The sequence below is a fragment of the Micromonospora matsumotoense genome (genome assembly GCF_050951065.1).
In the GTDB taxonomy this organism is placed as follows: domain Bacteria; phylum Actinomycetota; class Actinomycetes; order Mycobacteriales; family Micromonosporaceae; genus Micromonospora; species Micromonospora matsumotoensis.
In genome coordinates this window covers 1906533-1932868 of sequence record NZ_CP192025.1, presented here as the reverse complement: position 1 = coordinate 1932868, position 26336 = coordinate 1906533, and the positions used below count along the sequence as shown (strand labels likewise).

Genomic DNA, 26336 nt, shown 5'->3' with positions numbered 1-26336 from the left:
GGGAACGGATATGCGTCAGCGCTGGAGGGTCAGGACACCCGGCCGCCACGGCAGCCGGTTGTAGTCGTCCTTCGCGTTGGGGTCCTTGCCCTGGTAGAGCAGCTGCAGGTTGCAGGCGTCGACGGTCTTGGTCTGGTCGGGGTTGGTGCGGACCAGGTCACCGTGGCTGATGTCGTTGGTCCACGTCGCGCCGCTGTTGGCCTTGCCGGCGAAGGGGTTGCTCTCGCTGGCGGCCTGCGGGGTCCACGAGCCGCCCAGGCTGGTGGACGTGAACGACCGGAAGTAGCGTTGCCCCTGGCTCCCGATCGCCTCGACGATCATGAGGTACTGGTTCTGGCCCTGCACCTTGTAGACCTCGACGCCCTCGAACAGGTTGTTGGACGAGTCGGTCATGATCGTCGTGTAGCTCGAGCCGAAGCTGCCCGGGAAGTTCCCGAGCGGCATGCTCGACCGGTAGATCTTGCCGTTGTCCCCGGCGAAGAACAGGTACATGTTCTGGTCGTCGCCGATGAGGGTCTGGTCGATCACGCCGTACGGGGCGTCCGGGAGGGTGGCGGTGGACAGCGTCTGCGCCGAGGACCAGCCGTTGGCGTTGGTCGGGTCGCTCGACGTCTTGTAGCTGAACGAGGTCGGCCCCCACTGGTACGCCAGCACCCAGATGTTCTTCGGGGCGAAGTACAGCAGCGTGGGCGCCACGGTGCCCTCGCTCATGCCGTTCTGGCCGGCCGAGGCCATGTCGGACCAGTTGGTGAACGTGCTGAAGTTCATCGAGCTGTACTGGCCGCTGCTGTTGACGTACGACCCGTAGACCAGGTGCTTGCCGTTGTAGACGACGTTGGTGAAGTCCTTGAGCGAGAGCCAGCCGTTCTTCGGGTTCGTCAGCGCGCCGGTCGAGGACCACCGGTAGCTCGACGGGAGCGCGCAGCCACCACCCGGCGGGGGCGTGGTGGTCGGCGGCGGCGTGGTCGGCGGCGGCGTGGTGGTGGGCGGCGTGCTACCACCGAAGTCGGTGCGCCACTGCTGGTTGGTCTGCCCGTGGCAGTCGTACAGCTGGACCTGCTGACCGTTGCCGGTGCCCCAGACGTCCAGGCAGCGGCCGGACTGCACGCCGCTGATGCTGCCGTTGGCGTTGACGTTCCACTGCTGGTTCGCCCCGCTGTTGCAGTCCCAGATGATGATTCCGGTGCCGTTCGCGGTGGCCGCGCCGTTCGCGTCCAGGCACTTGGTGCCGTAGACCCGCAACTGCTTGCTGGCGGTGTAGGTCCACTGCTGGTTCGACTGGCTGTTGCAGTCGTAGAGCTGCACCCGGGTGCCGTTGGTCTGGGTGGAGTTCGGCACGTCGATGCACCGGCCCGACTGCACGCCGGCGATCCGTCCGGCGCCACCGGAGGGCGGTGGGCTCGTGGGCGGGCTCGTGGGCGGGCTCGTCGGCGGGCTCGTGGGCGGTCCCGTGGTCGGCCCGGAGGTCGGGGGGGCCGCGTTGAGCGCGTTGAGGACCGAGTTGTACGCGGCCTTCTTGTTGCCGCCGCCGTCGAACAGCAGCGGGCTCTCGTTCGAGCGCCACGAGTCACTGTCGCGTACGCCCCACACCGTGATGCCGATGCAGCGCGGCACGTTCAGGCACGCCTGGGTCAGCCCGGCGTACTGGGTGGTCGAGGAGTTCGTGACGTCGACCTCGGTCAGCGCCACGTCCACGCCGAGGGCGGCGAAGCTGGACAGCGTGGTCTGGAAGTTGCTCGGCAGCGAGCTGCCGCCGGTGAAGTGGGTCTGCAGGCCGACGCAGTCGATCGGCACGCCCCGGGACTTGAAGTCCTGGATCATGCGGTAGACGCCCTGCGTCTTGCCGTACGACCAGTTCTCGATGTTGTAGTCGTTGTAGCAGAGCTTCACCGACGGGTCGGCGGCCCGCGCGGTCCGGAACGCCACCTCGATCCAGTCGTTGCCGGTGCCCTGGAGGTTGGACTGACGACGGCTGCCGTTCTCCTCGAACGCCTCGTTCACCACGTCCCAGGCGGCGAGCTTGCCCTTGTAGTGGCCCATCACCCCGTTGATGTGGTTGATCATCGCGCTGCGCAGCGCGCTGCCGCTCATGCGCTGCATCCAGGGGGGCTGCTGGCCGTGCCAGGCCAGGGTGTGGCCCCTGACCTTCAGGCCCCGCTGGGTCGCCCAGTTGTAGATCTGGTCGCCGGAGGTGAAGACGAACTGGTTCTGGTTCGGCTCGGTCGCGTCCGGCTTCATCTCGTTCTCAGCCGTGATCATGTTGAACTCGCGGCCGGCGATCGTGCTGTACGTCGAGTCACCGAGCCGGCCGGCCGCGATCGCCGTGCCGAAGTACCGGCCCGACTGCGCGGCGGCCGCGCCCAGCGTGGTCGCGGCGGCGTTCGCCGACGGCATCATCACTGCGACGGCTGCCACCGTCACGACGCTGACCGCGCCGGCGAGCAGCGCTCGGACGGCGGGCGATCGCCGTCGCCGACTCCCGCCGCGAGAAACGGATGGGCTCATTGCCATCGTGGCCTCCTTGCTGGCCAACACCCAGGCCGTCGGGGCGGGACGGCCGGACGTCTCGGTTGTTAAATCTAGTGCCGTCGATGTTTCCATCCTGCACCGGTCCGAACAAAGATGTTTCGGAAAAGTTTCGGAACATTTTTGGCCGGCACGGCCCGACGCGACGTGGCCGGTCACCCAGGGTGCGGTGCCGGCCACGCCACGTCGAGGATCAGGAGACCGTGCAGGCGGCCCCGTTGAGGGTGAAGGCGGTCGGCTTCGGGTTGCTGCCGGTGTGGGTGCCGTTGAACCCGATGCTGGTGGACGCACCCGGGGCGAGCGCACCGTTGTAGCTCATGCTGGTCGCGGTGACCGCCGCACCGGTCTGGGCGAACGTCGCCGACCAGCCCTGGCTGACCTTCTGTCCACTGGTGGGGAAGGTGAAGGCCAGGTTCCAACCGTTGAGCGCGGTCGTGCCGGTGTTGGTGATGCTGATGCTCGCGGTGAAACCGCTGGTCCAGTCGGTGGTGGTGTAACCGACCTTGCACGACGAGGCGGGCGTGGTCGGGGTGGGAGTGGGAGTCGGGGTGGAGGTCGGCGTCGTGGTGTCCGGCAGGGTCCGCACGGTGAGCGTCTTCGACGGGGTGGACGGGTTGCCGGCGGCGTCCACCGCCACCACGTAGAACCCGTACGACGTGTCCGGCGTCAGCCCGGTCACCTGCTGGGTGGTGCCGGTGCCCGTGGCCACGACGAGATGGGCCGGCCAGGACGTCTTGTAGATCCGGTAGGCGAGGACCCCGACGTTGTCGGTGGACGGCGTCCAGCTCAGGGTGAGCCCGTTCGTGCCGATGTTCGACGCGGTCGGGGTGCCGGGCGGGGTCGGACCGGTGGTGTCCGAGCCGGTGCCGGCCGGGGTGGCCACCGCGAGCGGCGACGACCACAACGAGCTGTTGCCGGCGCCGTCGCGGGCCAGGACCGAGAACCGGTAGTTCCTGGCCGGCGAGAGGTTGGTCAGGGTCAGGCTGTTGGTGGTGGTGCGGTGCGACGTCACCACGTCGCTGCCGACCGTCTCGTGCACGACGTCGTAGCCGGCCAGGCCGCTGCCGCCGGTGTCGGTGGACGCGGGCCAGGTCAGCGTGACCGAGGTGGGGCCGATCGCCGAGACGACCGGGGTGCCGGGGACGGTGGGCGGGGTGGTGTCCGTCGGCGTCGAGGTCGGCTCGTCACCCCAGACCCGGGTGGTCCCGGCGTACAACGGCACCTTCGGGTTCGGGCCGGCGGTCGCCTGGTAGGACGGGTCGTTGGTCGGGTCCCAGGTGCCGCCCTCCGGTACGCCGATCTTGAACTGCACCTCCATCCGGTGCTGCGACTGCCCGGCCGGGGCGATCGGGTAGCCGGTGCAGTCCACCTCGACGTACCAGATGTCGCCGGAGAGCTGCTTGGCGGTCGACGGCGACGGGCACCCCTGGGTGTAGCCGGAGGTGACCTGGACGGCGGTGCTGCCCTCCGGGCGGAAGTAGTAGCGGAACTTCCCGTTGGTCAGCGCCCGCGCCGGGAACGCCGACTTGTTGTAGACGACCGCCTTCAGCCCGGTGGCCCGGGGCTCGGCCTGCATCACCGTGGTCTCCACGGTCAGCTCGGCGATGTCCGGGGTCTCCGCGGTGGGGAAGTTGGCGAGCGGGGTGCCGCCGTACTCCTGGGAGAGCCGGGCCAGCGCGGAGGTGAAACCGGCGTTGTAGTCGGTGGCCACCTCGTTCATCACGTAGTCCGACCGGCTGTCGGTGTAGGCGTCGTTGGCCGAGGACGGGCCGCCGACCAGCGCGCCGTAGAGCACGTGCCGGGTCTCCACCGGCACCGTCTGGCTGTCCCACCAGGAACCGTGCGCGGTGCGGTGGTGCGGGTTCTTCGGCGCGTTGGCGCCGAACCCGATCACGTAGCTGGACTTACGTGGGTTGTCGCCGAGCGCGTAGTTGATCTGCCGGACGGCGAAGTCGTGGAACCGCGCCTTGCGGGTGGCGTCGGTGGTCTTGTCGCTGTAGACCAGCGCCGCGAAGCTGGTGTTGGCGGCGTAGCGCAGCGCGCCCCAGGAGTCGAGGACGGCCATCCCGCCCGGCGAGTAGGGCACCTTCTGGCCGTTGATGCCGACCGTCCAGTAGTCGAGCCACCGGTTGGCGTCGTCGACGTACTTCTGCTTGCCGGTCAGGTTGGCCAGCAGCACGTACGCCCCGAACTGCTTGTTGTCCCAGGCGATCGTCCACTTGTAGGACCGGGTGGTGGACTGCGGCTCGGTGCCGAGCTTGTCGTACTCGCTCTCGGCCTTGGTCAGGTAGGCGGCGTCGCCGGTGGCCCGGTGCAGCCAGATCGCCCCCCAGACCAGCTCGTCCTGATAGCCGCTCCACGACTTGTAGAAGCTGGTCGCGTCGGTGATGCACTCGTGGTAGCTCTTCCGCACCGTGTCGGCGAACGTGTAGAGCTGCTTGGCGTGGGTGAGCAGCTTGTCGGCGTACGCGGCGTCGGTGGGCCGGAACACCATCGACGACGCGGCCATCGCCGCCGCCGTCTCCCCCGCCAGGTCCGCGCCCCCACAGCTCGCATCGATCTTGTACGCGGGCCGCGCCATCGGCAGCACCTCGGCCGGACCCCACCACTTGTGGTCGTCGTCGCCCTTGCCGACCTGCCCGTACAGCACGTTCGCCGAGGGGTGCGCCTTGATGAAGTAGTCGTTGACGAAGCGCAGGTTGTTCAACAGCGGGGTGAGCTGACCGGAGGCGACGTACCCGTCGCGGTACTCGACCGCGCCCCAGGCGAGCATGGTGGCGCTGAACGCCATCGGGAAGCCGAACTTCACGTGGTCACCGGCGTCGTACCAGCCACCGGTGAGGTCCACCCCGACGTCCGCGCCGTCGGTCAGCGCGGAGTCGCCCCGCCAGGAGACCCGGTTCCAGGACGGCTTCTTGCCGGACTGCTGCGCCTCATAGAACAGCAGCGACTTCTGCAGCGCCTCGGGGTAGTTGAACATGCCGGTGCCGGCTACCTCGGCGCGCTCGGCAGCGGTGGGCGCGGCCCCGGCGGTGAGCGGGAGCGTGCTGACGGCGAGGGCCAGGCCGCTGGTCAGAGCGACACCGGCGGCGAGCAGGCGGCGGAGCCGAGGTCGGCCCCCGCCCGACCGGCCGGGCCGGTTCGGGTGCTGCATGACGGGACTCCTGTCGGTGGTGCCTCCGGCGGCACCCACCGGACGCGGGGACGGGCGTCGCGGTTGGTGGGGCCGCCGGAGGCGGGTGGTGGTAAGCCCGAAGGAGGCGCGGGAGCGCTCCCATGGATGTGCGCCAATGTAATCGGTCGGTCATCGTTTTGTGAAGAGGCCAACACCGTCGACACCGGAAGTAGCCTCCCGCGCACCTGCCCCGGCCGGCCCGCACCGACCCCGGTCGGAGCGGCCACGGCGGGCCTGCCGGTGACGGCCCACCGGACTAGCCTGGATCGATGTCGATGATCGAGCAGGTGTCGTTGGGGGTGACCGACGACCGTCGCGCCGGCCGGTTCTGGGCCGGGGCCCTCGGTTACGTCCGTCGCCCACCCCGCTATCCGCAGGACGAGTGGATCGTGCTGGAGCCGCCACCCGGCAGCACCGGAGTGGCCCTGGCCATGGACGTCAGCAAGAGCCCGGTGGCGGAGTTCCCCCGCATCCACCTCGACCTGGACGCGGGCGACCGGGACCTCGACGACGAGGTCGACCGGCTACGCGAGCTGGGTGCCGAACGGGTCGACTGGCAGCACTACCCGACCGAGCCGGAGCCCGGCCAACTGCCGTACGTCGTCCTCGCCGACACCGAGGGGAACCGGTTCTGCGTCTCCGGGCACCGCCGGGCGGGCACCTTCTTCGGCTGACCGCCACCCGGTGGCCGGGCGGCCCGGCCCGAGGTACGCGCCCGGCTGCTGCCGCGACGTCCGCAGCCGGCCGGCACCCGGAAATGGGCAGGGCCCCCGCACCGGGGGCCCTGCCTCTCCACCGTCCTCCGCATCGGAGTTCGGCCAGGCACCGGAAGGAAAGCCCCGCCCGGTGCGTACGGGTACGTATCGGTTTCCGGCGGGGTCAGCAGGCCCCGCCGGTCGGGCTCGTCCACCGGGTGCCGCCCACGGCCGCACCGGGGCGGGCGGTCCCCTCGGTGACCGGGCCGCCGCCCGCCGGGGCGACCAGGGGGACGGTCATGGTGAGCAGGGTGCCGTCCCGCTCGATCGCCGCAGGCCGGCCGAGCCGGGCCAGCGTCCGGACCATCGGTGTGTTCTCCGCCTGGGTGTGCAGGACCAGCGCCGCGTATCCGACCCGCTCGCCGTGGGTCAGCAGCCGGCGCAGCAGCGCGGTGCCGAGGCCACGCCGCTGCCAGTCGTCGCGGACCAGCAGCGCCGCCTCCGCCTCGTCGCCCTCGGCGAGCAGGTTGGCCAGCGCGACGACCGACTCCGCCGCCCCGCCGGAGCCGGTCGTCGTCGCCACCAGGGTCAACCCCCGGGCCGGTTCGAGCAGTCGACGCAGCCGGGTCGGTGACGGCAGCGCCGCCCCGCTCAGATAGCGCCGCTGCCGGCTGCGCGCCGAGCAGCCCTCGTGCAACTCCACCACGCCCGCCAGGTCGTCGGCGGTCGCCGGCCGGATGGTCAGCTCCGCCCCGTCGGGCAGCATCAGGGTCACCCGGTCGGCCCCCCGCCGGGCCACCGCCGCCGCCAACTCGACAAGCGCCTGCGCCCGCGCGTACTCCGCCGGGGTGAAGCTGGGCGCCTGCCGGCGCAGCTCGTACGAGCCGCCGGCCGGGTCGGTCAGCAGCATGGTCGTGGTGCCCACCGCGTCGTGCCCGGTGGCGACCGTCGGCCGCCAGGTCACCTCATCCGCACCGAGGGTGGCCCGGAGCACCTCACCCGCCTGTTCCGGGTCGCCGACCAACCGGGTGGCCAGCCCGAGCACCCGGGTCGGCTGGTCGGCCAGGCCCCGCGCCTCGCTGCGCGCCACCCAGCAGTTCCGACCCCGTCCCCGCTCGACGGCGGCGATCAGATCCGCCTCGTCGAGCGCGTCCGGCGCGTCGACGAGGAAGTCGTCGACCGCGCCGACCTCGGTGGTGTGCACCTGCACGGTGAGGATGTTGACCCCTCGCAGCGCGAGACTCGCGGTGAGGACCGACAGGTAACCCGGCCGGTCGTCCACGGTCGCCCTGAGTCGCCACAGCGCCATGTCCACTCCCTTCCCCACCACGAAGCCTGCCCGGGGCCTGTTGCCGTGGCGTTGCCCGGCGGTGTCGCACCGGCAACCGTTCGTCCAGGTCAGGTGACGGTCGTCACCGCCCGGGGGCCGACCAGGTCGAGCCGGTCGCCGAGGATCACCGCGCTGGCCCGGACCAACTGGGCGAGCCGGTCCACCTCGGTGGCGTGGAACCCGGCGGCGGTCAGCGGCTCGGTGTGGTCCCGGGCCACCACCAGCACCAGCCCGGCCCGGCCGAACGGCGCGATCGCGTAGTGCGTGCCGTCGGCCATGGTCAGCGTGCGGGCCCGCAGCGGGGTCACCTCGGGCAGCCGCGGCGGCTCCGGGGCCCGCCAGCTGGCGTGACCGATGGTCGCCGTACCGCCACCGGCCCGCGAGGCCCAGTCGACCGGCACGACGGCGGCCACCGCCCAGTCCGCGGCGAGCAGCCCGGGTACCGCGTCGACCAGGGTGGCCACCCCGTCGGTCGGGTTCGCCGCCACCTGGGCGAGCAGTTCGGCGTCCTGACCCGTGGTGGTCGGTGCCCCGATCGCCCGCCACACCCCGTCGACGCGTACCCCGGGGATGGCGGCGAGACCGGCGAGCAGCCCCTCGACCCGGGCGGCGCCCGGCCAGACCACGGTGAAGTCGTCGACGGCCCGGCCGCCGAGCCGTTCCAGCACCACGACCTGGACGATGTCGGCACCGGAGACGCCGAGCGTGCGGGCCACCTGGCCGAGTGTCCCGGGCCGGTCCGGCAGGGTCACCCGAACTCTCAGCAACATGTCAGTCCCTCCGCTCGGCGGGCCGACCGCACACGGCCGGCAGGCTGTTCCCAGCCTGCCGGTTGACCATTTCGTCCCTGTTGCCGTGGCATGTCCCCGGCGGAAAATTGCTGACCTTGACAACCTGGCTGACCTGCCATCAACTATCCGGATGACCGAGCCGGCCGTCGACGCGTCCCAGGGCGGCGGGTCCCCCGCCGGCCGGATGCCGCACGACGCTCCGCGCGGGCTGGATCTCGACCGGTTGGCCGGTTGGTTGGCCACCCACCGGCCGGAGCTGGCCGACGGGCCGCTGCGGGCCACCCTGATCACCGGCGGCAAGTCCAACCTGACCTACCTGCTGCACTGTGGTGGGCGCGAGGTGGTGCTGCGTCGCCCACCGCTGGGGCACGTGCTGGCCACCGCGCACGACATGGCCCGCGAGCACCGGGTGATCGCCGCGCTCGCGCCGACCGCCGTGCCGGTGCCCGAGGCGCTGCTGCTCTGCGCCGATCCGGCGGTGATCGGCGCACCGTTCTATCTGATGCAGCGGGTGCCGGGCGAGGTGCTGCGCACCCGGGCACAGACCGATCCGCTCACCGACGGGCAGCGCCGTGACCTGGCCTGGGCGATGATGGACACCCTCGCCGCGCTGCACACCGTCGACCCCGGCGAGGTGGGGCTGGCCGACTTCGGTCGCCCCGAGGGCTACCTGGGCCGGCAGGTGCGGCGCTGGGCCGGTCAGCTCGACCGGTCCCGCAGCCGGGAGTTGCCCGGGGTGGACGAGCTGCGGGACGCGCTGGCCGCCTCGGTGCCCGAGGGGGTCAACGCCGGCCGGATCGTGCACGGCGACTACCGGCTGGACAACCTGCTCACCACGGTCGGCCCGGTGTCGGTGCGGGCGGTGCTGGACTGGGAGATGGCCACCCTGGGCGACCCGCTGGCCGACCTCGGGCTGCTGCTGACCTACTGGGACGTGCTCGGTGACAGTGACCTCGCCGAGGGCAACCCGGTCGCCGACGGGCTCGGGCCGCGCGCGGGCTTCCCCACCGGCACCGAGCTGATCGACCGGTACGCCGGGCGCAGCGACGTCGACGTGGGGCCGCTGCACTGGCACCTGGCCCTCGGTTGTTTCAAGCTCGCGGTGATCTGCGAGGGCATCCACTACCGGCACACCCTGGGGCAGACCCTCGGCGGTGGGTTCGACCGGATCGGCGAGATGGTGACGCCGCTGGTCGAGCACGGTCTGCGCGCGGTCGGGGAGAACTGATGGACTTCGGATACGACGACCGCACCGTCGAACTACGCGAGCGGCTCGGCGCGTTCCTGGACGAGTACGTCCTGCCGGCCGAGCCGGTGCACGCCGCGCAGGTCGCGGCGGCGGGTGACCCGTGGGCGCGGTCCCCGGTGCTCGACGGGCTGAAGGTCGAGGCACGCCGACGCGGCCTGTGGAACCTCTTCCTGCCCGATCCGCGCTACGGCGCCGGGCTGACCAACCTCCAGTACGCCCCGCTCGCCGAGCTGACCGGCCGCAGCCCGCACCTGGCCCCCGAGGCGGTCAACTGCGCCGCGCCGGACACCGGCAACATGGAGCTGCTGGCCGAGTTCGGTGCCGAGGCGCAGCGCGAACGGTGGCTCACCCCCCTGTTGGCCGGGGAGATCCGCTCGGCGTTCTGCATGACAGAGCCGGAGGTGGCCTCCTCCGACGCCACCAACATCGCCACCCGGATCGTCCGCGACGGCGACGAGTACGTGATCAACGGACGCAAGTGGTGGTCGTCGGGGGCGATGGACCCGCGCTGCGAGATCTTCATCGTGATGGGCAAGACCGACCCGGGCGCCGACCGGCACCGCCAGCAGAGCATGGTGCTGGTGCCCCGGGACACCCCGGGGGTGCACGTCCGGCGGGGCATGACCGTCTTCGGCTACACCGACGCCCCGCACGGCGGGCACGCCGAGATCGACTTCACCGACGTACGGGTGCCGGCGGAGAACCTGATCGGCGTCGAGGGGGCCGGGTTCGCCATCGCCCAGGCCCGGCTCGGACCGGGCCGGATCCACCACTGCATGCGCCTGGTCGGGATGGCCGAACGGGCCCTGGAGCTGCTCTGCCGGCGGGCCAACCAGCGGATCGCGTTCGGCCGGCCGTTGGCCGAGCAGGGCGTGGTCCGGGAGTGGATCGCCGAGTCCCGGGTGCGGATCGAGCAGGCCCGGCTCCTGGTGCTCAAGACCGCCTGGCTGATGGACACGGTCGGCAACAAGGGCGCGCACACCGAGATCCAGGCCATCAAGATCGCCACGCCGGCGATGGCCGAGTGGGTGATCGACAAGGCGATCCAGGGGTACGGCGGCGCCGGGGTCAGTCAGGACACCCCGCTGGCCGGGCTCTGGGCCCAGGCGCGCACCCTGCGCCTCGCCGACGGTCCCGACGAGGTGCACCGGTCGTCCCTGGCCAAGCGGGAACTGCGCCGCTGGTCCTGACCACCGGCCGCCGGGTCGCCGGCCCGGGTGTGGGCGGGACGCAGCACCGGCCCGGGGGTAGGCGGGACGCCGGGCCGCGTGCCGCACCACCCGGCGGTGACGGGCGGAGTCACCGACCGGACGCACCGCCGACCGGGCGACGGTCCGCCGCGGCGGGGCCGGCACTGCGCAACTGTCGACCCGGACGCGCCGCCGGCCGGGCGGCGACGGCCTCCGGTGGAGGCCCGAACTGTCGAAGCGCTTCAGGTGGAGGCACGCTGAATGAGTTCGGTGTCCAGCAGGACGTGCGGGGTGGGAATCTCGTCGCCGCGGATCCGGGCCACCAGCAGTCGGGCCATCTGCCGGCCCATCTCCTCCACCGGCTGGAAGACCGTGGTCAGCGGCGGATCGGCCTGCTGGGCGACCGGCGAGTCGTCGAACCCGATGATCGCGACGTCCTCGGGCACCCGACGGCCTGCCTCGCGCAGCGTGCGCAGCGCGCCGAAGGCCATCAGGTCGGAGGCGACGAAGACCGCGTCCAGGTCGGGGCAGGCGTCCAGCAGCCGCCGCATGCAGGCCGCGCCGCTGCCCTCGCTGAAGTCACCGTAGGCGATCATGCGGGGGTCGAGCATGCCGACGGTGGACTCCACCGCCTCCCGGTAGCCCACCAGCCGGGCCAGACCGACGCCCATGTCCTGGGTGCCGGCGATGGTGGCGATCCGCCGCCGGCCCCGCCGGGCCAGGTGCTCGACGGCCTTGCGGGCGCCACCGACGTTGTCGGCGTCGACGAACCAGGACGGCCGGGCGCCGGGACGCAGCATCCGGGCCGGCCGACCGCCCAGCACCGTGGGCAGGTCGCGCTCCTCCAACAGGGTGGGCAGCGGGTCGGAGTCGTGCAGCGACAGCAGCAGGACCCCGTCGACGTGCTGGTTGGTCAGGTGGTTCTCGACCCGTTCCCGTTCGATCGGGGACTGCACCATGGCGAGCCAGAGTTGCAGTGGCGTCTCCAGCAGGCCGGAGCTGACGCCCCGGACGATGCCGGCGAAGAACGGCTCGGTGAAGACCCGCTCCCCCGACTCGGAGACCACCAGGGCCACCGAGTCGGTCCGCTGGGTGACCAGTGCCCGCGCCGCCCGGTTCGGGACGTAGCCCAGTTCGGCGATGGCCTGCTGGACGGCGGCCCGCGCCTCCGGGCTGACCTGGGGCGAACCGTTGACCACCCGGGAGACCGTGCCCCGCCCGACACCCGCGCGGGCGGCGACCGCGTCGAGGGTCGGGCGCCCGAGTGACCGGGTGCGTTGCGTTGTCATCGTCTCTCCTCCGACGTCGGACGGTCCCCGCCGTCCGCCCCCGGGGGCGGGCAGCGCGGCGGGGCCGTCCGGAATGCTGGCTGGCCTCTGCCTATTGTGCGGCCAGACCGTTGCGTCGGATCACCTCGGCGTACCACCTGGCACTGGACTTGGGGATACGGGCCTGGGTGTCGTAGTCGATCCAGACCATCCCGAAGCGCTTGGTGTAACCCCAGGCCCACTCGAAATTATCCATCAGCGACCAGGCGAAGTAGCCCCGCAGGGGCACACCCGCACCGATCGCCTCGTGAGAGGCCCGCAGGTGGGCGTCGAAGTACGCCAACCGGTCGACGTCGTCGACCCGACCGTCCTGCACCGTGTCGACGAACGCCGAGCCGTTCTCGGTGACGTAGATCGGCAGATCGGTGTACTCCTCGTGCACCCGGCGCAGCGTCTCCACCAGGCCCGGGGCGTCGATCTCCCAGTCCATGTCGGTGACCGGGACGCCCCGGGTGACGAACCGGACGTCCTCGCTGCCCGGCCAGCAGGACGGGGCCCGCCAGTACTTGTCCGGCTCCTCGCCGGGCACCGGCGCGGCCACCACGTGCCGGCTGTAGTAGTTGACGCCGACCAGGTCCAGCGGGCTGGAGATGATCTCCAGGTCACCGTCGCGGACGTGGCCGAAGTCGGTGATCTCGCTCAGGTCGGCGGTCAGGTCCGCCGGGTACGACCCGTGCAGCAGCGGGTCGAGGAAGAACCGGTTGGCCAGTCCGTCGATCCGGCGGGCGGCGTCGACGTCGGCGGGCGCGTCGCTGGCCGGGGTGACCGGGTAGAGGTTGACCGTGACACCGAGCTGGGCCTGCGGCAGCGTCGCCCGCAGTGCCTGCACGGCGAGACCGTGGCCGAGCATGAGGTGGTGCCCGGCCCGGACCGAGTCGGCCCCGTCGGAGCGGCCGGGGGCGTGCACCCCGGAGCCGTAGCCGAGGAAGGCCGAGCACCACGGCTCGTTGAGCGTGGTCCAGTACTTCACCCGGTCACCGACGGCGTCCGCGACCAGGGACGCGTAGTCGGCGAACCGACCGGCGGTGTCCCGGACCGGCCAACCGCCGGCGTCCTCCAACGGCTGGGGCAGGTCCCAGTGGTAGAGGGTGAGCCACGGTTCGATGCCGTTGGCCAGCAGTGCGTCGACGAGCCGCCGGTAGAAGTCCAGGCCCTGCTGGTTGCCGGCCCCGGAGCCGCCGGGCTGCACCCGGGGCCAGGAGACCGAGAACCGGTACGACTTGAGGCCCAGCTCGGCCATCATCCGGACGTCGTCGGGCATCCGGTGGTAGTGGTCGCAGGCCACGTCGCCGGTGTGCCCGGAAACCACCCGCCCCTCGGTGTGACTGAACGTGTCCCAGATCGACGGGGTCCGGCCACCCTCGGCGGCCGCCCCCTCGATCTGGTACGCGGCGGTCGCCGCGCCCCACAGGAAGCCGGGCGGGAAGGTCAGTTCCGGCCCTTGGTCGAGTACGCCGACAGCGGGCGGGTGGGTCGGGTTGCTCACGACTTGACGGCGCCTTCCATGATGCCGCCGATGATCTGGCGGCCGAACACGATGAACACGATCACCAACGGCACGGTGCCGATGGCGGTCGCGGCGAACACCTGCGAGTAGTCGGTGTAGTAGGCGTAGGACAGGAACGCCAGCGACACCTGCAGGGTCGGGTTCTCGGGGGTGAGCACGGCGTACGGCCACAGATAGGAGTTCCAGGTCTCCATGAAGGTGAGCAGGCCGAGCACGGCGGCGGCGGGGCGCAGCGCCGGCAGCACGATGTTCCAGAAGATCCGGAAGGTGCTGGCGCCGTCGACCCGCCCCGCCTCGATCAGCTCGTCGGAGATGGCCTGGATGGCGTACTGCCGCATCATGAACACGCCGAAGGCGCTGACCAGGAAGGGCACGGTCACCGCGAGGAGGGTGTCGTACCAACCGAGGTCCTGGATCATGCCCCAGAGCGGGATCAGGCCGAGCTGGGTCGGGATCATCATGGTCACGATGATCGTCAGCAGCAGGGCGTTGCGGCCCCGGAACCGCAGCTTGGCGAAGGCGAACCCGGCCAGCGAGCCGGTGATCACCACCGAGACCGTGACCACGGCGGAGACGATCACGGAGTTGAGCAGGCCGGTGAGGAAGTTCGCCGCGTCGTTGTCGAGCACCCGGCCGAAGTTCGCGCCGAACTCGCCGGCCGGGGTGAACGGCGGCGGCACGTCGTTGATCTGGTCGAGGCTACGGGTGGCGATGACCACCATGTAGTAGAAGGGGTAGACCGAGAAGAGCACCGCGACGACGAGCGCGATGTAGAGCAGCGGACTGGTGCGCCAGAGGCGCTGGGATGCCTTGTTCACGGCGCGGTCCTCACTTCACCGAACGGCGGACGAGCAGGAAGTTCACCAGCGAGACCAGGGCGATCATGACGAACATGGCCCAGGCCACCGCAGCGCCGTAGCCGGCGGTGCTGAGGTTCTCGATACCGAGTTCGTACATGTACATCGCCAGGGTCTGGAACTCGCGCTGGTCGCCACCGATGATGTTGCCGTTGCCGAAGACCAGCGGCTCGGTGAAGAGCTGGAGCCCACCGATCGTGGAGAGGGTGACCACGAAGACGAAGGTCGGGGTCAGCATCGGCAGGGTGATCCGCCAGAACTGCTTCCACTGGTTGGCGCCGTCGATCGCGGCGGCCTCGTAGAGGTCCTTCGGGATGGCCTGCATGCCGGCCAGCAGGATCAGGGTGTTGTAGCCGGTCCACCGCCAGTTGACCATGGAGGCGATGGCCGTCCAGGAGCTCCACTTCTGGGCGTCCCAGTCGACAGCGTCGATCCCGACCAGGCTGAGGACCCAGTTGATCAGGCCGAAGTCACGCTGGAAGAGCATGCCGAAGACGATCGCCACGGCGGCGACGGAGACCACGTTGGGCATGAAGATGGCCATCCGGAACAGCGTCCGGGCCCGCAGGAAGGTGCGGTTGAGCATGGTGGCCAGGAAGAGCGCCAGGAGCAGCTGCGGGATCGTCGACAGGATGAAGATGCCGAACGTGTTGATCGTGGCGTTCCAGAAGTACTCGTCGCCGAACAGCCGGGTGTAGTTGTCGAACCCGATGAAGCTGTGGTCACCGATGAGGTTCCAGTCGTGCAGCGACATCCACGCGGTGCGCAGCATCGGGTAGAACCCGAAGATGCCGAAGATCACGAAGAACGGGGCGATGTAGAGGTAGGGCGAGAGCTTCAGGTCGAGGCGGTTCAGGGTGATCGCCCGGCTGCGCCGCCGGGGAGGTGTGGGGGGTGGTGCGCTGGGCGACGGCGGCGCCGTCGTGGCCGAGAGGCTCATGCGGGGTCCTTTCCCGGCTCCGGCGGGGCCGGTGAGGCGGGCGGTACGTGGAACGGGACGCCTTTGGTGGCGCCCGGGACATGCCCGGACGCCACCGCCGGTGGTGGTGCAGTGATCAGAAGGCGCCCTGGGTCTTGGCGTCCTTGAGGAACTGCTCCCAGGCCTTGTCCTTGGGGGACTGCCCGTTCTCGTACGAGCGCAGCGCCGGCTCGAACGCGTTCTCCTTGATCGCCTGGTGCTTCGGGCCGAGGTGCAGCGGCTGGATCTTCTCGACGCTCTCACCGAAGATCTTGCCGGTCGGCGCGCCGCTGAAGTACTCGTTGGTGTAGCCGGTGAAGTCCGGGTTCTTCAGCGCCTCGAGGTTGGTCGGCAGCGGGCCCTTGAGCTTGAACGCCTCGACCTGGCTCTTCGCGTTGGTCAGGTACTCGGCGAGCTTCGCCGCCTCCTTGGGGAACTTGCTCTGGGCCGGCACGGCCAGCCAGGAGCCGCCCCAGTTGCCCGCACCGCCGGGAACCGGCGCCAGGTCCCACTTGCCCTTGTTCTCCGGGCCGGAGTTGTCGGCGACGATACCGAGCATCCACGACGGGCAGAAGGTGGCCGCGAAGGTGCCCTGCTTGAAGCCGGCCGACCACTCGGGCGACCAGGTGGCGCTCTTCGCGGAGATCTTCGCGTCCGACATCGCGACCGCGGTGTCCCACGCGGTCTTCACCGCGGCGCTCTTGTCGGCGATGACGTTGTCCTCCTTGTCGTAGAACAGGTCACCGCCCTGCTGCACCATGACCGCGCTGGCCGCGGTGGTGGCCGAGTCGATCAGGCCCTTGTTGGTGGCCTGCCGGTACTTCTTGCCGGTCTCGATGAAGGCGTTCCAGTCCGGCCAGAGCGCCGCCACCTGGTCCCGCTCGGTCGGCAGGCCGGCCGCGGCGAACAGGTCCTTGCGGTAGCAGACCCCAAGGCTGCCGACGTCGGTGGGCAGGCCGATCAGCCGACCGTCGGCCGCCTTGCCCAGCTCCCACTTCCACGGCAGGTATTCCTTGCTGTGGTCGGCCACCAGCGGGGCCAGGTCGGCCCAGTTGGCCGGGTTGGTCTTGAACTCGTTGAGGATGCCCTCTTCGAGCGCGGTCACGTCCGCCGCGCCCTTGCCGGTGGCGAGCGCCCGGACCACCTTCGGCCGGTACTCGTTGAGCTGCGCGGTCTTGCGCAGCTCCACCTTGATGCCGGTGTCCTTCTCGTACTGCTTGATGATCTCGTCGTATCCGAACTCGCCGAAGGTGTCGACGACCAGCTTGCTGGGCTTGCCGCCGGACTCCTTGGCGTCGTCGTCCTTGCCGCAGGCCGCGAGACCGCCGATGGCGGTGACCGCAGCCAGGGCGGCGACCGCGAAGCGGGTACGCCGCGTGGTGACGCTCATCCTGACCCCTTTTCGATGGTGAGGCTGGGTGGGTGTGGTGGGGGTGCTGCCGCATGTCCCGGGCCGGTCCGACGTCTGCCGCCGGTCGGTCGGAGGTGGCCACGGGTGATCCGCACCACGCCCTTGGGAACGCTCCCATGAGATTGCCGGGAGGTGTCGGGGGTGTCAATAGACCGTTGGGAGCGTTCCCAGATCGTTACCAGCTATGGCGTTTATCTCACTCGACCTGATGACCGGCGCACGCCGACGGGCCGGCAGGGATCAGCAGAAGCGGCGCAGCAGGGTGGTCGTCCGACCTGGGTCGAAGACCGACGGGTCGTACCAGGGGCCGACCCAATCCCGCATCGTGGTGTGCTCCGGGTGGGCCGGATCGGCCAGCGCGGCCAGCAGCAGCACCTGCCCGGCGGGGCCGCCGACCCCCTCCGGTGGGCCCGCCCGCGCCCCCTCCGGGCAGCACGGATAACGCTCGTCCGGGTCGGCGGCGAGAACGTCCTCCACCACCAGTTCGTGCTCCCACCAGTCGCCGAAGTCGTAGAGGTAACCGAACCGGCTGTCCTTGCCGGCCACCGCGTCCAGCCGGGTGTCCAGCTCGTCGCGGACCGCCGGCTCGGCGTGCGGGTCGGGTTCGCCGTACGGTACGCCGTCGATCTCGAACGAGTGCAGGTGACAGTCCCGCCAGCCCATGGCGTGCTGCACCACCCGGTGCAGCCGGTCGAGGGTGTAGCCGCCGGGGACCAGCACCCGCCGCCAGATCGACGGCCGGACGCCGGTGAGGGACACCTTCAGCTGGAAGATCTGACGTGGCATGCTGCCCCCTCCACCCACCGCATAGGCTGCCCGCATGATCTGCCGAGCGTGCCGACAGCGGCGGCACGACGACTGCCCCGGCCGGAAGTGGTGCGACTGCCAGCACCGTACCCCCACACCCACCCCGCCGGTCACCGGTCCGGCCGGCGAATGAGCGTCGGGATTCCGATCTCCCGGATCTGGCCCACGCCGGCCGCCGGTCCGCTGGACGACGCCGCACTGACCGCGCTCTACGCCCGCGCCGACACCCCCCGGTTGCGGGTCAACTTCGTCACCAGCGCCGACGGCGCGGTCAGCCTGGACGGCTACTCCGCCGGGCTCTCCGGGGCACCGGACAAGCGGGTGTTCGGGCTGCTCCGGATGCTCTGCGACGGGCTGCTGGTGGCCGCCGGCACGCTGCGGCACGAGGGCTACCGGGCGATCCGGCTGAACGCGCCGCGGCGGGCCTGGCGACGCGCGCACGGGCTGGCCGAGTACCCGACGCTGGCGGTCGTCTCCGGGTCGCTGCGGCTCGACCCGGCGCAGGCCGCCTTCGCCGACGCGCCGGTGCGCCCGGTGGTGCTGACCACCGAGACGGCCGTCGCGCCGCCCGGCCTCACCGACGCCGTCGACCTGGTCCGGGTGGGCCGGGACACCGTCGACCTCGTCGCCGGCCTGGCCGCGCTGCGCCGACGGGGGCTGGGTCAGCTGCTCTGCGAGGGCGGTCCGCACCTGTTCGGCGCGCTCACCTCGGCCGACCTCGTCGACGAACTCTGCCTGACCGTCGCCCCGCTGCTGGCCGGGGCCGCGCCGGGACGGATCACGGCCGGCCCGGACAGCCCGCCCCGGGCGCTGCCGCTACGGCACGCGCTGGCCGCCGGGGACGGCGTACTCATGCTGCGCTACGCCCGCGACGCGCCCGGTCCGCCGCCCGCCGGGACCGCGCCCACCGGCTGAGGCCCCCGCCCGCGCGGGCGGGGCCCGGTCACGGCGAAGGGCGTGGACCCACCCGGTCGGTGTGCCCACGCCCCCGCGACGAACGCGACGGTCCGGCGGCGACGGAGAAGGAGCCGTCGCCGCCGGACCGGGATCAGCTGACGCTCACGGCCGCCCAGGCGGCGGCGACCGTCTTGTACTCGGTGCTGGTGGCGCCGTACAGGTCGGTGGCGGCCGACAGGGTCGCGGTGCGGGCGCCCTTGTAGTTGGTGGTGGTGGTCATGTAGCGGGTCAGCGCCCGGTACCAGATCGCCCCGGCCTTGGTGTTGCCGATGCCGGCGACGGTGGTGCCGTTGCAGGTCGTGCTGGTGCCGTACGACGAGGTGCCGCTGCCCACGGCGAGCAGGTAGAAGAAGTGGTTCGCCACGCCCGAGGAGTAGTGCACGTCCAGGCCGCCGACCGAGCTGCTCCAGCAGTCCGCCGACTTGCCGTCCTTGGAGGGCTTGTCCATGTAGCGCAGCGGCACGCCGGAGCTGCGCAGCTTCTCGCCGATCAGGTAGTCACCCGGGTCCTTGGCGCTGGCCGCGTAGAACTCGACCAGGGTGCCGAAGATGTCGCTGGTGGCCTCGTTGAGGCCACCGGACTCGCCGCTGTAGCGCAGCCCGGCGGTGTTGCTGGTGACCCCGTGGGTCATCTCGTGCCCGGCCACGTCGAGCGAGGTCAGCGGGTACCAGCCGGAGCCGCCGTCGCCGTAGGTCATGCAGAAGCAGGAGTCGGACCAGAACGCGTTGGCGTAGTTGCTGCTGTAGTGCACCCGGCTGTACGCGCCGACACCGTCGTTGCGGATGCCGTTGCGGCCGTGCGCGCTCTTGTAGTAGTCCCAGGTCTTCTGCGCGCCGAAGGCGGCGTCGGCGGCGGCGGTCTGCCGGTTGGTCAGGCTGCCGTTGCCGAACACGTTGTTGGTGCTGGTGACCAGAGTGCCGGTGCCGCTGGTCCTGCCGTTGAGGTCGTAGGTGCGGTGGTTGCCCCGGGCCGGGTCGGCGAGCTGGTAGGTGCTGCCGGAGAGGTTGCTGCCCACCGAGACCGTGCCCGAGTGGTAGGTGTTGCCGGTGCCCTCACGCTGCACCCCCTCCCACGAGTCGCGGACCGCGCCGGTGGTGGCGTCCACCAGCACGTGCAGCTCGCTCGGGGTGCCGTCGGCGTGCGTGCCGCCCACCACCACCTCGTAGGCGAGGGTGGTCGCGGTGTCGCCGGCGTCGAAGACGAGCTGCGCGCCGGCGACCGCACGGCCGGTGGCGGTCGACGCGGCATAGGCGATCTTGCCGGCGGCGGCCTCGCTGAGCTTGGCCTTCGGGGCGCGCTGCGGAGCGTTGGCGAGGCGGTGGGTCGCGCCGCGCCAGGAGTCGCCCTTGCCGAGGTGGACGACCAGGTCGCCGCCGAGGACGGGCAGGCCGTCGGAGTAGCGGTTGAGCCGGACGTGCTCGGTGCCGTCGGCGTCGGTCACCACGGTGCGCGGGGTGAACGTCTGCCCGTCGGCGGCGAGGCCGGCACCGGAGTGGGCCTTGAGCTGGGCGACGGCGCGGGTGAACGGGTCGGCGGAGCCGGCGGGCGCGGCAGTGGCCGCGGTGGGCACCGTGACGACGGTGGCCAGGAGAGCGGCCGTGGCGAGGCCGCTCATCAGGGGGGTTCGGCGCATGGGGGTTCTGCCTCCACAGGGACAGTCGGGGGGGGTGCCGACTGACGGTGACCCGACGGTGAGGGACCGCGGGCCAGCCAGATGTCCGCAGGTTACGGACGTGGCGACCGGCATCGAAGGACAGAAGATCCTCGATATCGGCTGTGGCTATTCTCAGCCCAACCGGACCTCTTCTGTCACGCCTTGGCCCGAGTTTTTTTCGGGGTATTTCCGTCACCCCCCGCCACCTGCCGAAACGACGCCACCCGCGGCCAACTTCTCGACCGACGGTGACACCCCGATCCCTGCGGGTCACCGAATCGGGGTCCGGTGCGCCCCGGGCGGGCCCGGACCGGCCGCCCGCCGGTGGCCTCCGCCGCGTCGCGTGGCAACCTGTCGCACTCCTCGGGCAGGATGCAGGTCGTGCGCCCTGACCGAGACGACCAGCTGACCGGAGCCCGCGGATGACCGACGACCGGACCGACGGCCGGATCGACAGCCCCGGCGAGCCCGTCGGCCGGGTGCTCGGCACCGCCGACGCCACCCCGTTGCAGTTCTGGACGGCCGTCTCGCCGGGCAGCTACCTGCAGCTCGACGACGTGGTGGTCACCCGCCGCGACCTGCCCGACCGGGAGCCGGTCACCATCGCCGGGGTGGTCACCCAGGTCCGGGCCCGGCACGAGGGCGCCCAGTTCGAGTCGGACGTCTTCGCCATCGCCGACGGCACCCTCCCCGCCCAGGTGCAGGAGGCCGCCGAGATCACCACCACCCGGGTCGACCCCGAGCTGTACGTGCCACCCGCGCCGGGCGCCACGGTCTACCGGGCCGAGGGCGACGCCCGGGCCCGCGCGCTGCACTTCGACCGGATGGAGCGGCGGATCCCGATGGGGATGGGCCGCGACGGCGTCCCCGTCTATCTCAACGCCGACTTCCTCGACGGCAGTCGGGGTGCGCACGTGTCGATCTCCGGCATCTCCGGGGTGGCCACCAAGACCAGCTTCGCCACCTTCCTGCTCTACTCGGTCTTCCGCTCCGGGGTGCTCGGCGGGGACGCCGTCAACGCCAAGGCGCTGATCTTCAACGTCAAGGGCGAGGACCTGCTCTTCCTCGACCACCCCAACGCCCGGCTCGACGATCCCACCCGGGCCGCGTACGCCAAGCTGGGGCTGGCCGCCGGGGCCTTCCCCGACGTGCGGGTGTACGCCCCGCCCCGGGTCGGCGACGCCTCCGGCACCCCCGACGTGAGCAGCCGGCTCACCGGCGTCGACGCCTTCTACTGGACGCTCAGCGAGTTCTGCGCCGACCGCCTCCTGCCCTACGTCTTCGCCGACGCCGACGACGAGCGCCAGCAGTACACGATGGTGGTCCACTCGGTCACCGCCCACCTGGCCCGCTACGCCCAGCCCGCCGACGGTGGGGTCAGCGTCGACGGGGTGCGCCTCGGCTCCTACGCCGACCTGGTCGACCACGTCGTCGAGCAGCTCAACGACGACGAGACCCGGGGCGACTGGGCGGGCAGCGCGGTCGGCCTGGGCACCGTCAACGCCTTCGCTCGCCGGCTGATCGGCAGCAAGAAGGACCTGGGCCGGCTGATCCGGGGCGACCTGGCCACCCGCCGCCCGCACTCGATCAACACCGCCGAGAGCGCCCAGGTCACCGTGGTCGACCTGCACAACCTGCCGGACCGCGCGCAGCGCTTCGTGGTCGGCGTGACGCTGCGCGGCGAGTTCGAGCGCAAGGAGAAGGCCGGCACCGCCAAGCCGCTGCTCTTCGTCGTCCTCGACGAGCTGAACAAGTACGCCCCGCGCGAGGGCTCCTCCCCGATCAAGGAGGTGCTGCTCGACATCGCCGAGCGGGGCCGTTCGCTCGGGGTGATCCTGGTCGGCGCGCAACAGACGGCGAGCGAGGTGGAGCGGCGGATCGTCACCAACTCGGCGATCCGGGTGGTCGGCCGGCTCGACCCGGCCGAGGCGTCCCGCCCGGAGTACGGCTTCCTGCCACCCGCCCAACGGCAACGCGCCCTGCTGGCCAAGCCGGGCACGATGTTCGTCAACCAGCCGGACATCCCGGTCCCGCTCTGCCTGGAGTTCCCCTTCCCGGCCTGGGCGACCCGGGTCTCCGAGGCCGGCCGGGCCCCGTCGGAGACGCTGCGCTCGATCACCGGCTCGATCGACCCGTTCGCCGTGGTCGGCTCGGGCGGCGCCGACGACGACATCCCGTTCTAGGGGGCTGGCAGCCATGAAGATCCTGCACACCTCCGACTGGCACGTCGGCAAGGTGCTCAAGGGGCAGTCCCGGGCCGAGGAGCACAAGCAGGTGCTGGCCGGGGTGATCGAGATCGCCCACGCCGAACGCCCCGACCTGGTGATCGTCGCCGGTGACCTGTACGACACGGCCGCGCCCAGCCCGGAGGCGACCCGGCTGGTCACCCGGGCGTTGACCGCGCTGCGGCGCACCGGGGCCGACGTGGTGGCGATCGGCGGCAACCACGACAACGGCCACGCCCTGGACGCGCTGCGCCCCTGGGCCGAGGCGGCCGGCATCACCCTGCGCGGCGGGGTACGCGAGAACCCGGCCGAGCACGTCATCGACGGCGTCACCGCCGACGGTGAGCGTTGGCAGCTCGCCGCCCTGCCCTTCCTCTCCCAGCGGTACGCGGTCCGCGCGGTGGAGATGTACGACCTGACCGCCGCCGAGGCCACCCAGACGTACGCCGACCACCTCGGCCGGGTGCTGGCCAAGCTGACCGAGGGCTTCACCGAGCCGGACCGGGTGCACCTGGTCACCGCCCACCTCACCGTGGTCGGGGCGACCACCGGCGGTGGCGAGCGGGACGCGCACACGGTGCTCGGCTACGCGGTGCCGGCATCGGTCTTCCCCGGCACCGCGCACTACGTGGCCCTGGGTCACCTGCACCGGTCGCAGCGGGTGATCGGGCCGTGCCCGGTCCGCTACAGCGGCAGCCCGCTCGCGGTCGACTTCGGCGAGCAGGAGAACGTCTGCTCGGTGACGCTGGTCGAGGTGGGCGCGCACTCCGCCGCCCGGATCCGGGAGGTCCCGGTCGCGGCCGCGGTGCCGCTGCGCACGGTGCGCGGCACCCTCGCCCAGTTGACCGAGGCGACCCCACCCGAGGGCTGGCTGCGGGTGTTCGTCCGGGAGCAGCCCCGGGCCGGCCTGCGGGAGGAGGTGCAGGAGCTGTTCCCCCGCGCGTTGGAGATCCGGATCGACCCGGAGCTGCTGCCCACCCCGGGCAGTGGCACCCGGGTCGCCCAGCGGGCCGGCCGCTCCCCCCGCGAGCTGTTCGCCGACTACCTGGGCAGCCGGGGGCACGACGACGACGGGGTACGGGACCTGTTCGACGAGTTGCTGGAGGAGGTGGAGCGCTGATGCGACCGATGCGGCTGGATCTGGCCGGCTTCACCGTCTTCCGTGACGAGACCACCGTCGACTTCACCGACGCCGACTTCTTCGCCCTGGTCGGGCCGACCGGCTCGGGCAAGTCGACGGTGCTGGACGCGATCTGCTTCGTCCTCTACGGCGCGGTCCCCCGCTGGGGTGGCACCCGGGGGTTGGCCAACGCGCTCGCCCCGTCGGCGGTGGAGGCCCGGGTCCGGTTGGTCTTCGAGTCGGCCGGCGACCGGTACGTGGCGACCCGGGTGGTCCGCCGGGACGGCCGGGGCACCGTCAAGACCGCCAACGCCGGGTTGCAGCTGATGCCGCCGGGGTTCGACATCACCAAGCTGGACACCGGGCTCAGCCCGGAGGATCTGGGCGAGGTGTTGGCCGGCACCCCGGCCGAGATGGAACAGGCCGTGCTGGACGCGGTCGGGCTGCCGTACGAGCAGTTCACCTCCTGCGTGGTGCTGCCGCAGGGGCAGTTCGCCGACTTCCTGCACGCCAAGCCGGCCACCCGGCAGCAGATCCTGGTCAACCTGCTCGGCCTCGGCGTCTACGAGAACGTGCAGAAGCGGGCCACCGAACGCGCCGGGCAGGCCGAGGCGAAGCTGGAGGCGGTCGCCCGGGTGCTCGGCGGGTTGACCGACGTCGACGACGAGACGCTGGCCATCGCGACCACGCAGGTCGAGCGGATCCGTGAGCTGTCCGGTGCGGTCGCGGCGGCCGTACCGGAGCGGGAGCGGGCGTGGGCGGCGGCGCGTGAGGCCACGGCGGCGCTGGCCGCGCTCGACGCCGATCTCGCCGGACTGGCGGGGGTACGCGCCCCGGCCGGGGTGGCCGAGGTGGCCCGCACGGTGAGCACCGCGCGGGCGGCGGTCGACGGGGCGGCCCGCACCGTGGCGCTGGCCGAGGAGCGGGAGGAGAAGCTGCGCGGCGAGTTGGCCGGCGCGGGCGACGAGAGCGCCCTGCGGCTGCTGCTGCGGGCGCACGCGGACGCGGAGCGGTTGACCGCCGAGGCCGACACGGTCCGGGTGGCGCTGGACGCGGCGCGGGCCACCCACGACACGGCGGTGGCGGCCCTCGGCGCGGCCCGGGAGGCGGCCGCGCGGGCCGAGGCCGAGCTGGAGGCGGCGTTCCGGGCCCACGAGGAGGCCAAGGCCACCGACCAGGCGGTCGCCTTGCGGGCGCACCTGGTCGACGGTGCGACCTGCCCGGTCTGCGCGCAGTCGGTGCCCCGGGTGCCGGTGATGCCGGCCGGCTCCGCGGTCGCCGCGGCGACCGCGGCCGGCAAGACGGCCCGGGCGGCCAGCAAAGCCGCCCAGGCGCTGGTCGACGAGCGGGACAAGGCCGCGCGGGAGCAGGACCGGGCGCTGGTCCGGCTCCGCGCCCAGCACGACCAGCTGCGCGGCCGGCTGACCGAGCTGGCCGGGCAGCTCGCCGGCGCGGCCACCCCGGCGGCGCTACGCGACCAGCTCGCCGAGCACGCCCGGCTGCGGCAGGCGCTGGAGGAGGCGGCAGCGGCGGTGCGGACCGGCCGGGACGCCGCCCGGCGGGCCCGGGGGCGGCCGACACCGCCGAGGAACGGCTGCGGGCCGCCTGGCGGGACTTCGACACCACCCGGGACGGCCTGGCCCGGTTCGGTCCGCCGGCCGCCGACCGGGACGACGTGGCCGCCGCCTGGACGACCCTGGTCGGGTGGGCCGGCGCACAGGCCGGGCGACGACGCGCCGACCGCGACGGGCTGGTCGGCGCGGTGGGTGCGGCGCAGTCGGCCGCCGAGGCGGTCGAGGAACGGATCGGCGGCCTGCTCGACGCCGCCGGGTTGCGTCCCGCCGACGACCCGGCGCAGGCGGTCGCGGTGGCCGCCGAGCGGGCCGAGGCCGACCTGCGGCGGATCACCGAGCGTCGCGCGCAGGCCCTCCAGCTGCGGGAACAACGCGCCGAGCACGAGCGGCAGGCGCGGACGGCGCGGGCGTTGGCCGGGCACCTGCGGGCCAACAACTTCGAGCGTTGGCTGCTGGCCGAGGCGTTGGACCTGCTGGTCGACGGGGCCTCCGGGATCCTGCGGGAGCTGTCCCAGGGGCAGTACGACCTGGTCCACGACAAGGGTGAGTTCTTTGTGGTCGACCATCACGACGCGGGGCTGCGCCGGGGGGTGCGGACGCTGTCCGGCGGGGAGACGTTCCAGGCGTCGCTGGCCCTGGCACTGGCGCTGTCCGAACAGCTCGCCGGGATGTCCACCACGGCCGCCAGCCTGGAGTCGATCGTGTTGGACGAGGGGTTCGGCACCCTCGACGCGGCCACCCTGGACATCGTCGCCGCCACGCTGGAGAGTCTCGCCGCCCGGGGTGACCGGATGGTCGGCGTGGTGACCCACGTGCCGGCGCTGGCCGAGCGCATCCCGGTGCGCTTCGAGGTCCGCAAGGACGCCCGCACCGCCCACGTCGAACGGACCGGCCGGTGAGCGCGAGGAGCGCAGCGCAGCGGAGCCCCGCAGTCGCGAACGAAAGGCAGGCCCGGTGAGCGCGAGGAGCGCAGCGCAGCGGC

General features: G+C 72.0%; 17 protein-coding genes and 1 pseudogene. 7 read left to right on the top strand and 11 right to left on the bottom strand.

Annotated features, from left to right (window positions below; all coding sequences use genetic code 11):
• Positions 1-15: 15 nt before the first annotated feature.
• Together ACQP1S_RS08795 and ACQP1S_RS08790 are read right to left on the bottom strand one after the other, a co-directional pair.
• A complete protein-coding gene (locus ACQP1S_RS08795) occupies positions 16-2511 on the bottom strand; it encodes a non-reducing end alpha-L-arabinofuranosidase family hydrolase (protein ID WP_432905035.1) in 2496 nt (831 codons plus the stop codon).
• Between the two features lie 208 nt (positions 2512-2719).
• Positions 2720-5680 carry a glycoside hydrolase family 9 protein gene (locus tag ACQP1S_RS08790; RefSeq protein WP_432905032.1) on the bottom strand — a complete coding sequence of 987 codons (2961 nt, stop codon included), beginning with the start codon at positions 5678-5680 and terminating at the stop codon, positions 2720-2722.
• A gap of 290 nt (positions 5681-5970) precedes the next feature.
• Here ACQP1S_RS08790 and ACQP1S_RS08785 point away from each other — a divergent pair, with 290 nt between their 5' ends.
• The gene (locus ACQP1S_RS08785) at positions 5971-6375 is read left to right on the top strand and encodes a VOC family protein (protein WP_357896937.1); all 405 of its coding nucleotides are present in this window, start codon (positions 5971-5973) and stop codon (positions 6373-6375) included.
• Between the two features lie 205 nt (positions 6376-6580).
• Here ACQP1S_RS08785 and ACQP1S_RS08780 read toward each other — a convergent pair whose 3' ends face one another.
• Complete coding sequence (locus tag ACQP1S_RS08780; RefSeq protein WP_091249806.1) at positions 6581-7705, bottom strand: GNAT family N-acetyltransferase; 1125 nt, start codon at positions 7703-7705, stop codon at positions 6581-6583.
• Positions 7706-7794: 89 nt separating this feature from the next.
• Positions 7795-8496 (bottom strand): amino acid-binding protein, encoded by a 702-nt coding sequence (locus ACQP1S_RS08775; RefSeq protein ID WP_357896941.1) that lies wholly within the window; start codon positions 8494-8496, stop codon positions 7795-7797.
• Between the two features lie 151 nt (positions 8497-8647).
• On the opposite strand from ACQP1S_RS08775, the gene ACQP1S_RS08770 reads away from it, so the two are divergent.
• Entirely contained in the window at positions 8648-9745 is a 1098-nt protein-coding gene (locus tag ACQP1S_RS08770; RefSeq protein WP_432905027.1) for a phosphotransferase family protein, read from the top strand.
• On the top strand, positions 9745-10956 hold the full coding sequence (locus ACQP1S_RS08765; RefSeq protein WP_432905024.1) for an acyl-CoA dehydrogenase family protein: 1212 nt from the start codon (positions 9745-9747) through the stop codon (positions 10954-10956). The genes ACQP1S_RS08770 and ACQP1S_RS08765 overlap by 1 nt, the downstream gene beginning before the upstream one ends.
• 242 nt (positions 10957-11198) lie before the next feature.
• Here ACQP1S_RS08765 and ACQP1S_RS08760 read toward each other — a convergent pair whose 3' ends face one another.
• The 6 genes from ACQP1S_RS08760 to ACQP1S_RS08735 form a co-directional block, all read right to left on the bottom strand.
• Positions 11199-12245, bottom strand: a complete 1047-nt coding sequence (locus ACQP1S_RS08760) for a LacI family DNA-binding transcriptional regulator (protein ID WP_091249793.1) — start codon at positions 12243-12245, stop codon at positions 11199-11201.
• Between the two features lie 91 nt (positions 12246-12336).
• Positions 12337-13770, bottom strand: a complete 1434-nt coding sequence (locus tag ACQP1S_RS08755; protein ID WP_432905021.1) for a GH1 family beta-glucosidase — start codon at positions 13768-13770, stop codon at positions 12337-12339.
• Positions 13767-14609 carry a carbohydrate ABC transporter permease gene (locus ACQP1S_RS08750; RefSeq protein ID WP_091249786.1) on the bottom strand — a complete coding sequence of 281 codons (843 nt, stop codon included), beginning with the start codon at positions 14607-14609 and terminating at the stop codon, positions 13767-13769. The genes ACQP1S_RS08755 and ACQP1S_RS08750 overlap by 4 nt, the downstream gene beginning before the upstream one ends.
• Positions 14610-14619: 10 nt before the next feature.
• Positions 14620-15588, bottom strand: coding sequence for a carbohydrate ABC transporter permease (locus tag ACQP1S_RS08745; RefSeq protein ID WP_091249782.1), 969 nt, complete (start codon positions 15586-15588; stop codon positions 14620-14622).
• 115 nt (positions 15589-15703) lie between these two features.
• Positions 15704-16996, bottom strand: coding sequence for an ABC transporter substrate-binding protein (locus tag ACQP1S_RS08740; protein ID WP_091249779.1), 1293 nt, complete (start codon positions 16994-16996; stop codon positions 15704-15706).
• Positions 16997-17257: 261 nt separating this feature from the next.
• Positions 17258-17803 carry a plasmid pRiA4b ORF-3 family protein gene (locus ACQP1S_RS08735; protein WP_432905016.1) on the bottom strand — a complete coding sequence of 182 codons (546 nt, stop codon included), beginning with the start codon at positions 17801-17803 and terminating at the stop codon, positions 17258-17260.
• A gap of 150 nt (positions 17804-17953) precedes the next feature.
• On the opposite strand from ACQP1S_RS08735, the gene ACQP1S_RS08730 reads away from it, so the two are divergent.
• Entirely contained in the window at positions 17954-18739 is a 786-nt protein-coding gene (locus ACQP1S_RS08730) for a pyrimidine reductase family protein (protein WP_432905013.1), read from the top strand.
• A 133-nt stretch (positions 18740-18872) separates the two neighbouring features.
• Here the strand turns inward: ACQP1S_RS08730 and ACQP1S_RS08725 are convergent, their stop codons facing one another.
• Positions 18873-20414 carry a M4 family metallopeptidase gene (locus ACQP1S_RS08725; protein ID WP_432905010.1) on the bottom strand — a complete coding sequence of 514 codons (1542 nt, stop codon included), beginning with the start codon at positions 20412-20414 and terminating at the stop codon, positions 18873-18875.
• A 443-nt stretch (positions 20415-20857) separates the two neighbouring features.
• Between ACQP1S_RS08725 and ACQP1S_RS08720 the strand changes: the two genes are divergently transcribed.
• From ACQP1S_RS08720 to ACQP1S_RS08710, 3 genes and pseudogenes are all read left to right on the top strand, one after another.
• Entirely contained in the window at positions 20858-22618 is a 1761-nt protein-coding gene (locus ACQP1S_RS08720; protein ID WP_091249766.1) for an ATP-binding protein, read from the top strand.
• Between the two features lie 13 nt (positions 22619-22631).
• A complete protein-coding gene (locus ACQP1S_RS08715; RefSeq protein WP_091249762.1) occupies positions 22632-23780 on the top strand; it encodes an exonuclease SbcCD subunit D in 1149 nt (382 codons plus the stop codon).
• A pseudogene (locus ACQP1S_RS08710) lies at positions 23780-26253 on the top strand (AAA family ATPase). The gene ACQP1S_RS08715 and the pseudogene ACQP1S_RS08710 overlap by 1 nt, the downstream one beginning before the upstream one ends.
• Positions 26254-26336: the final 83 nt, after the last annotated feature.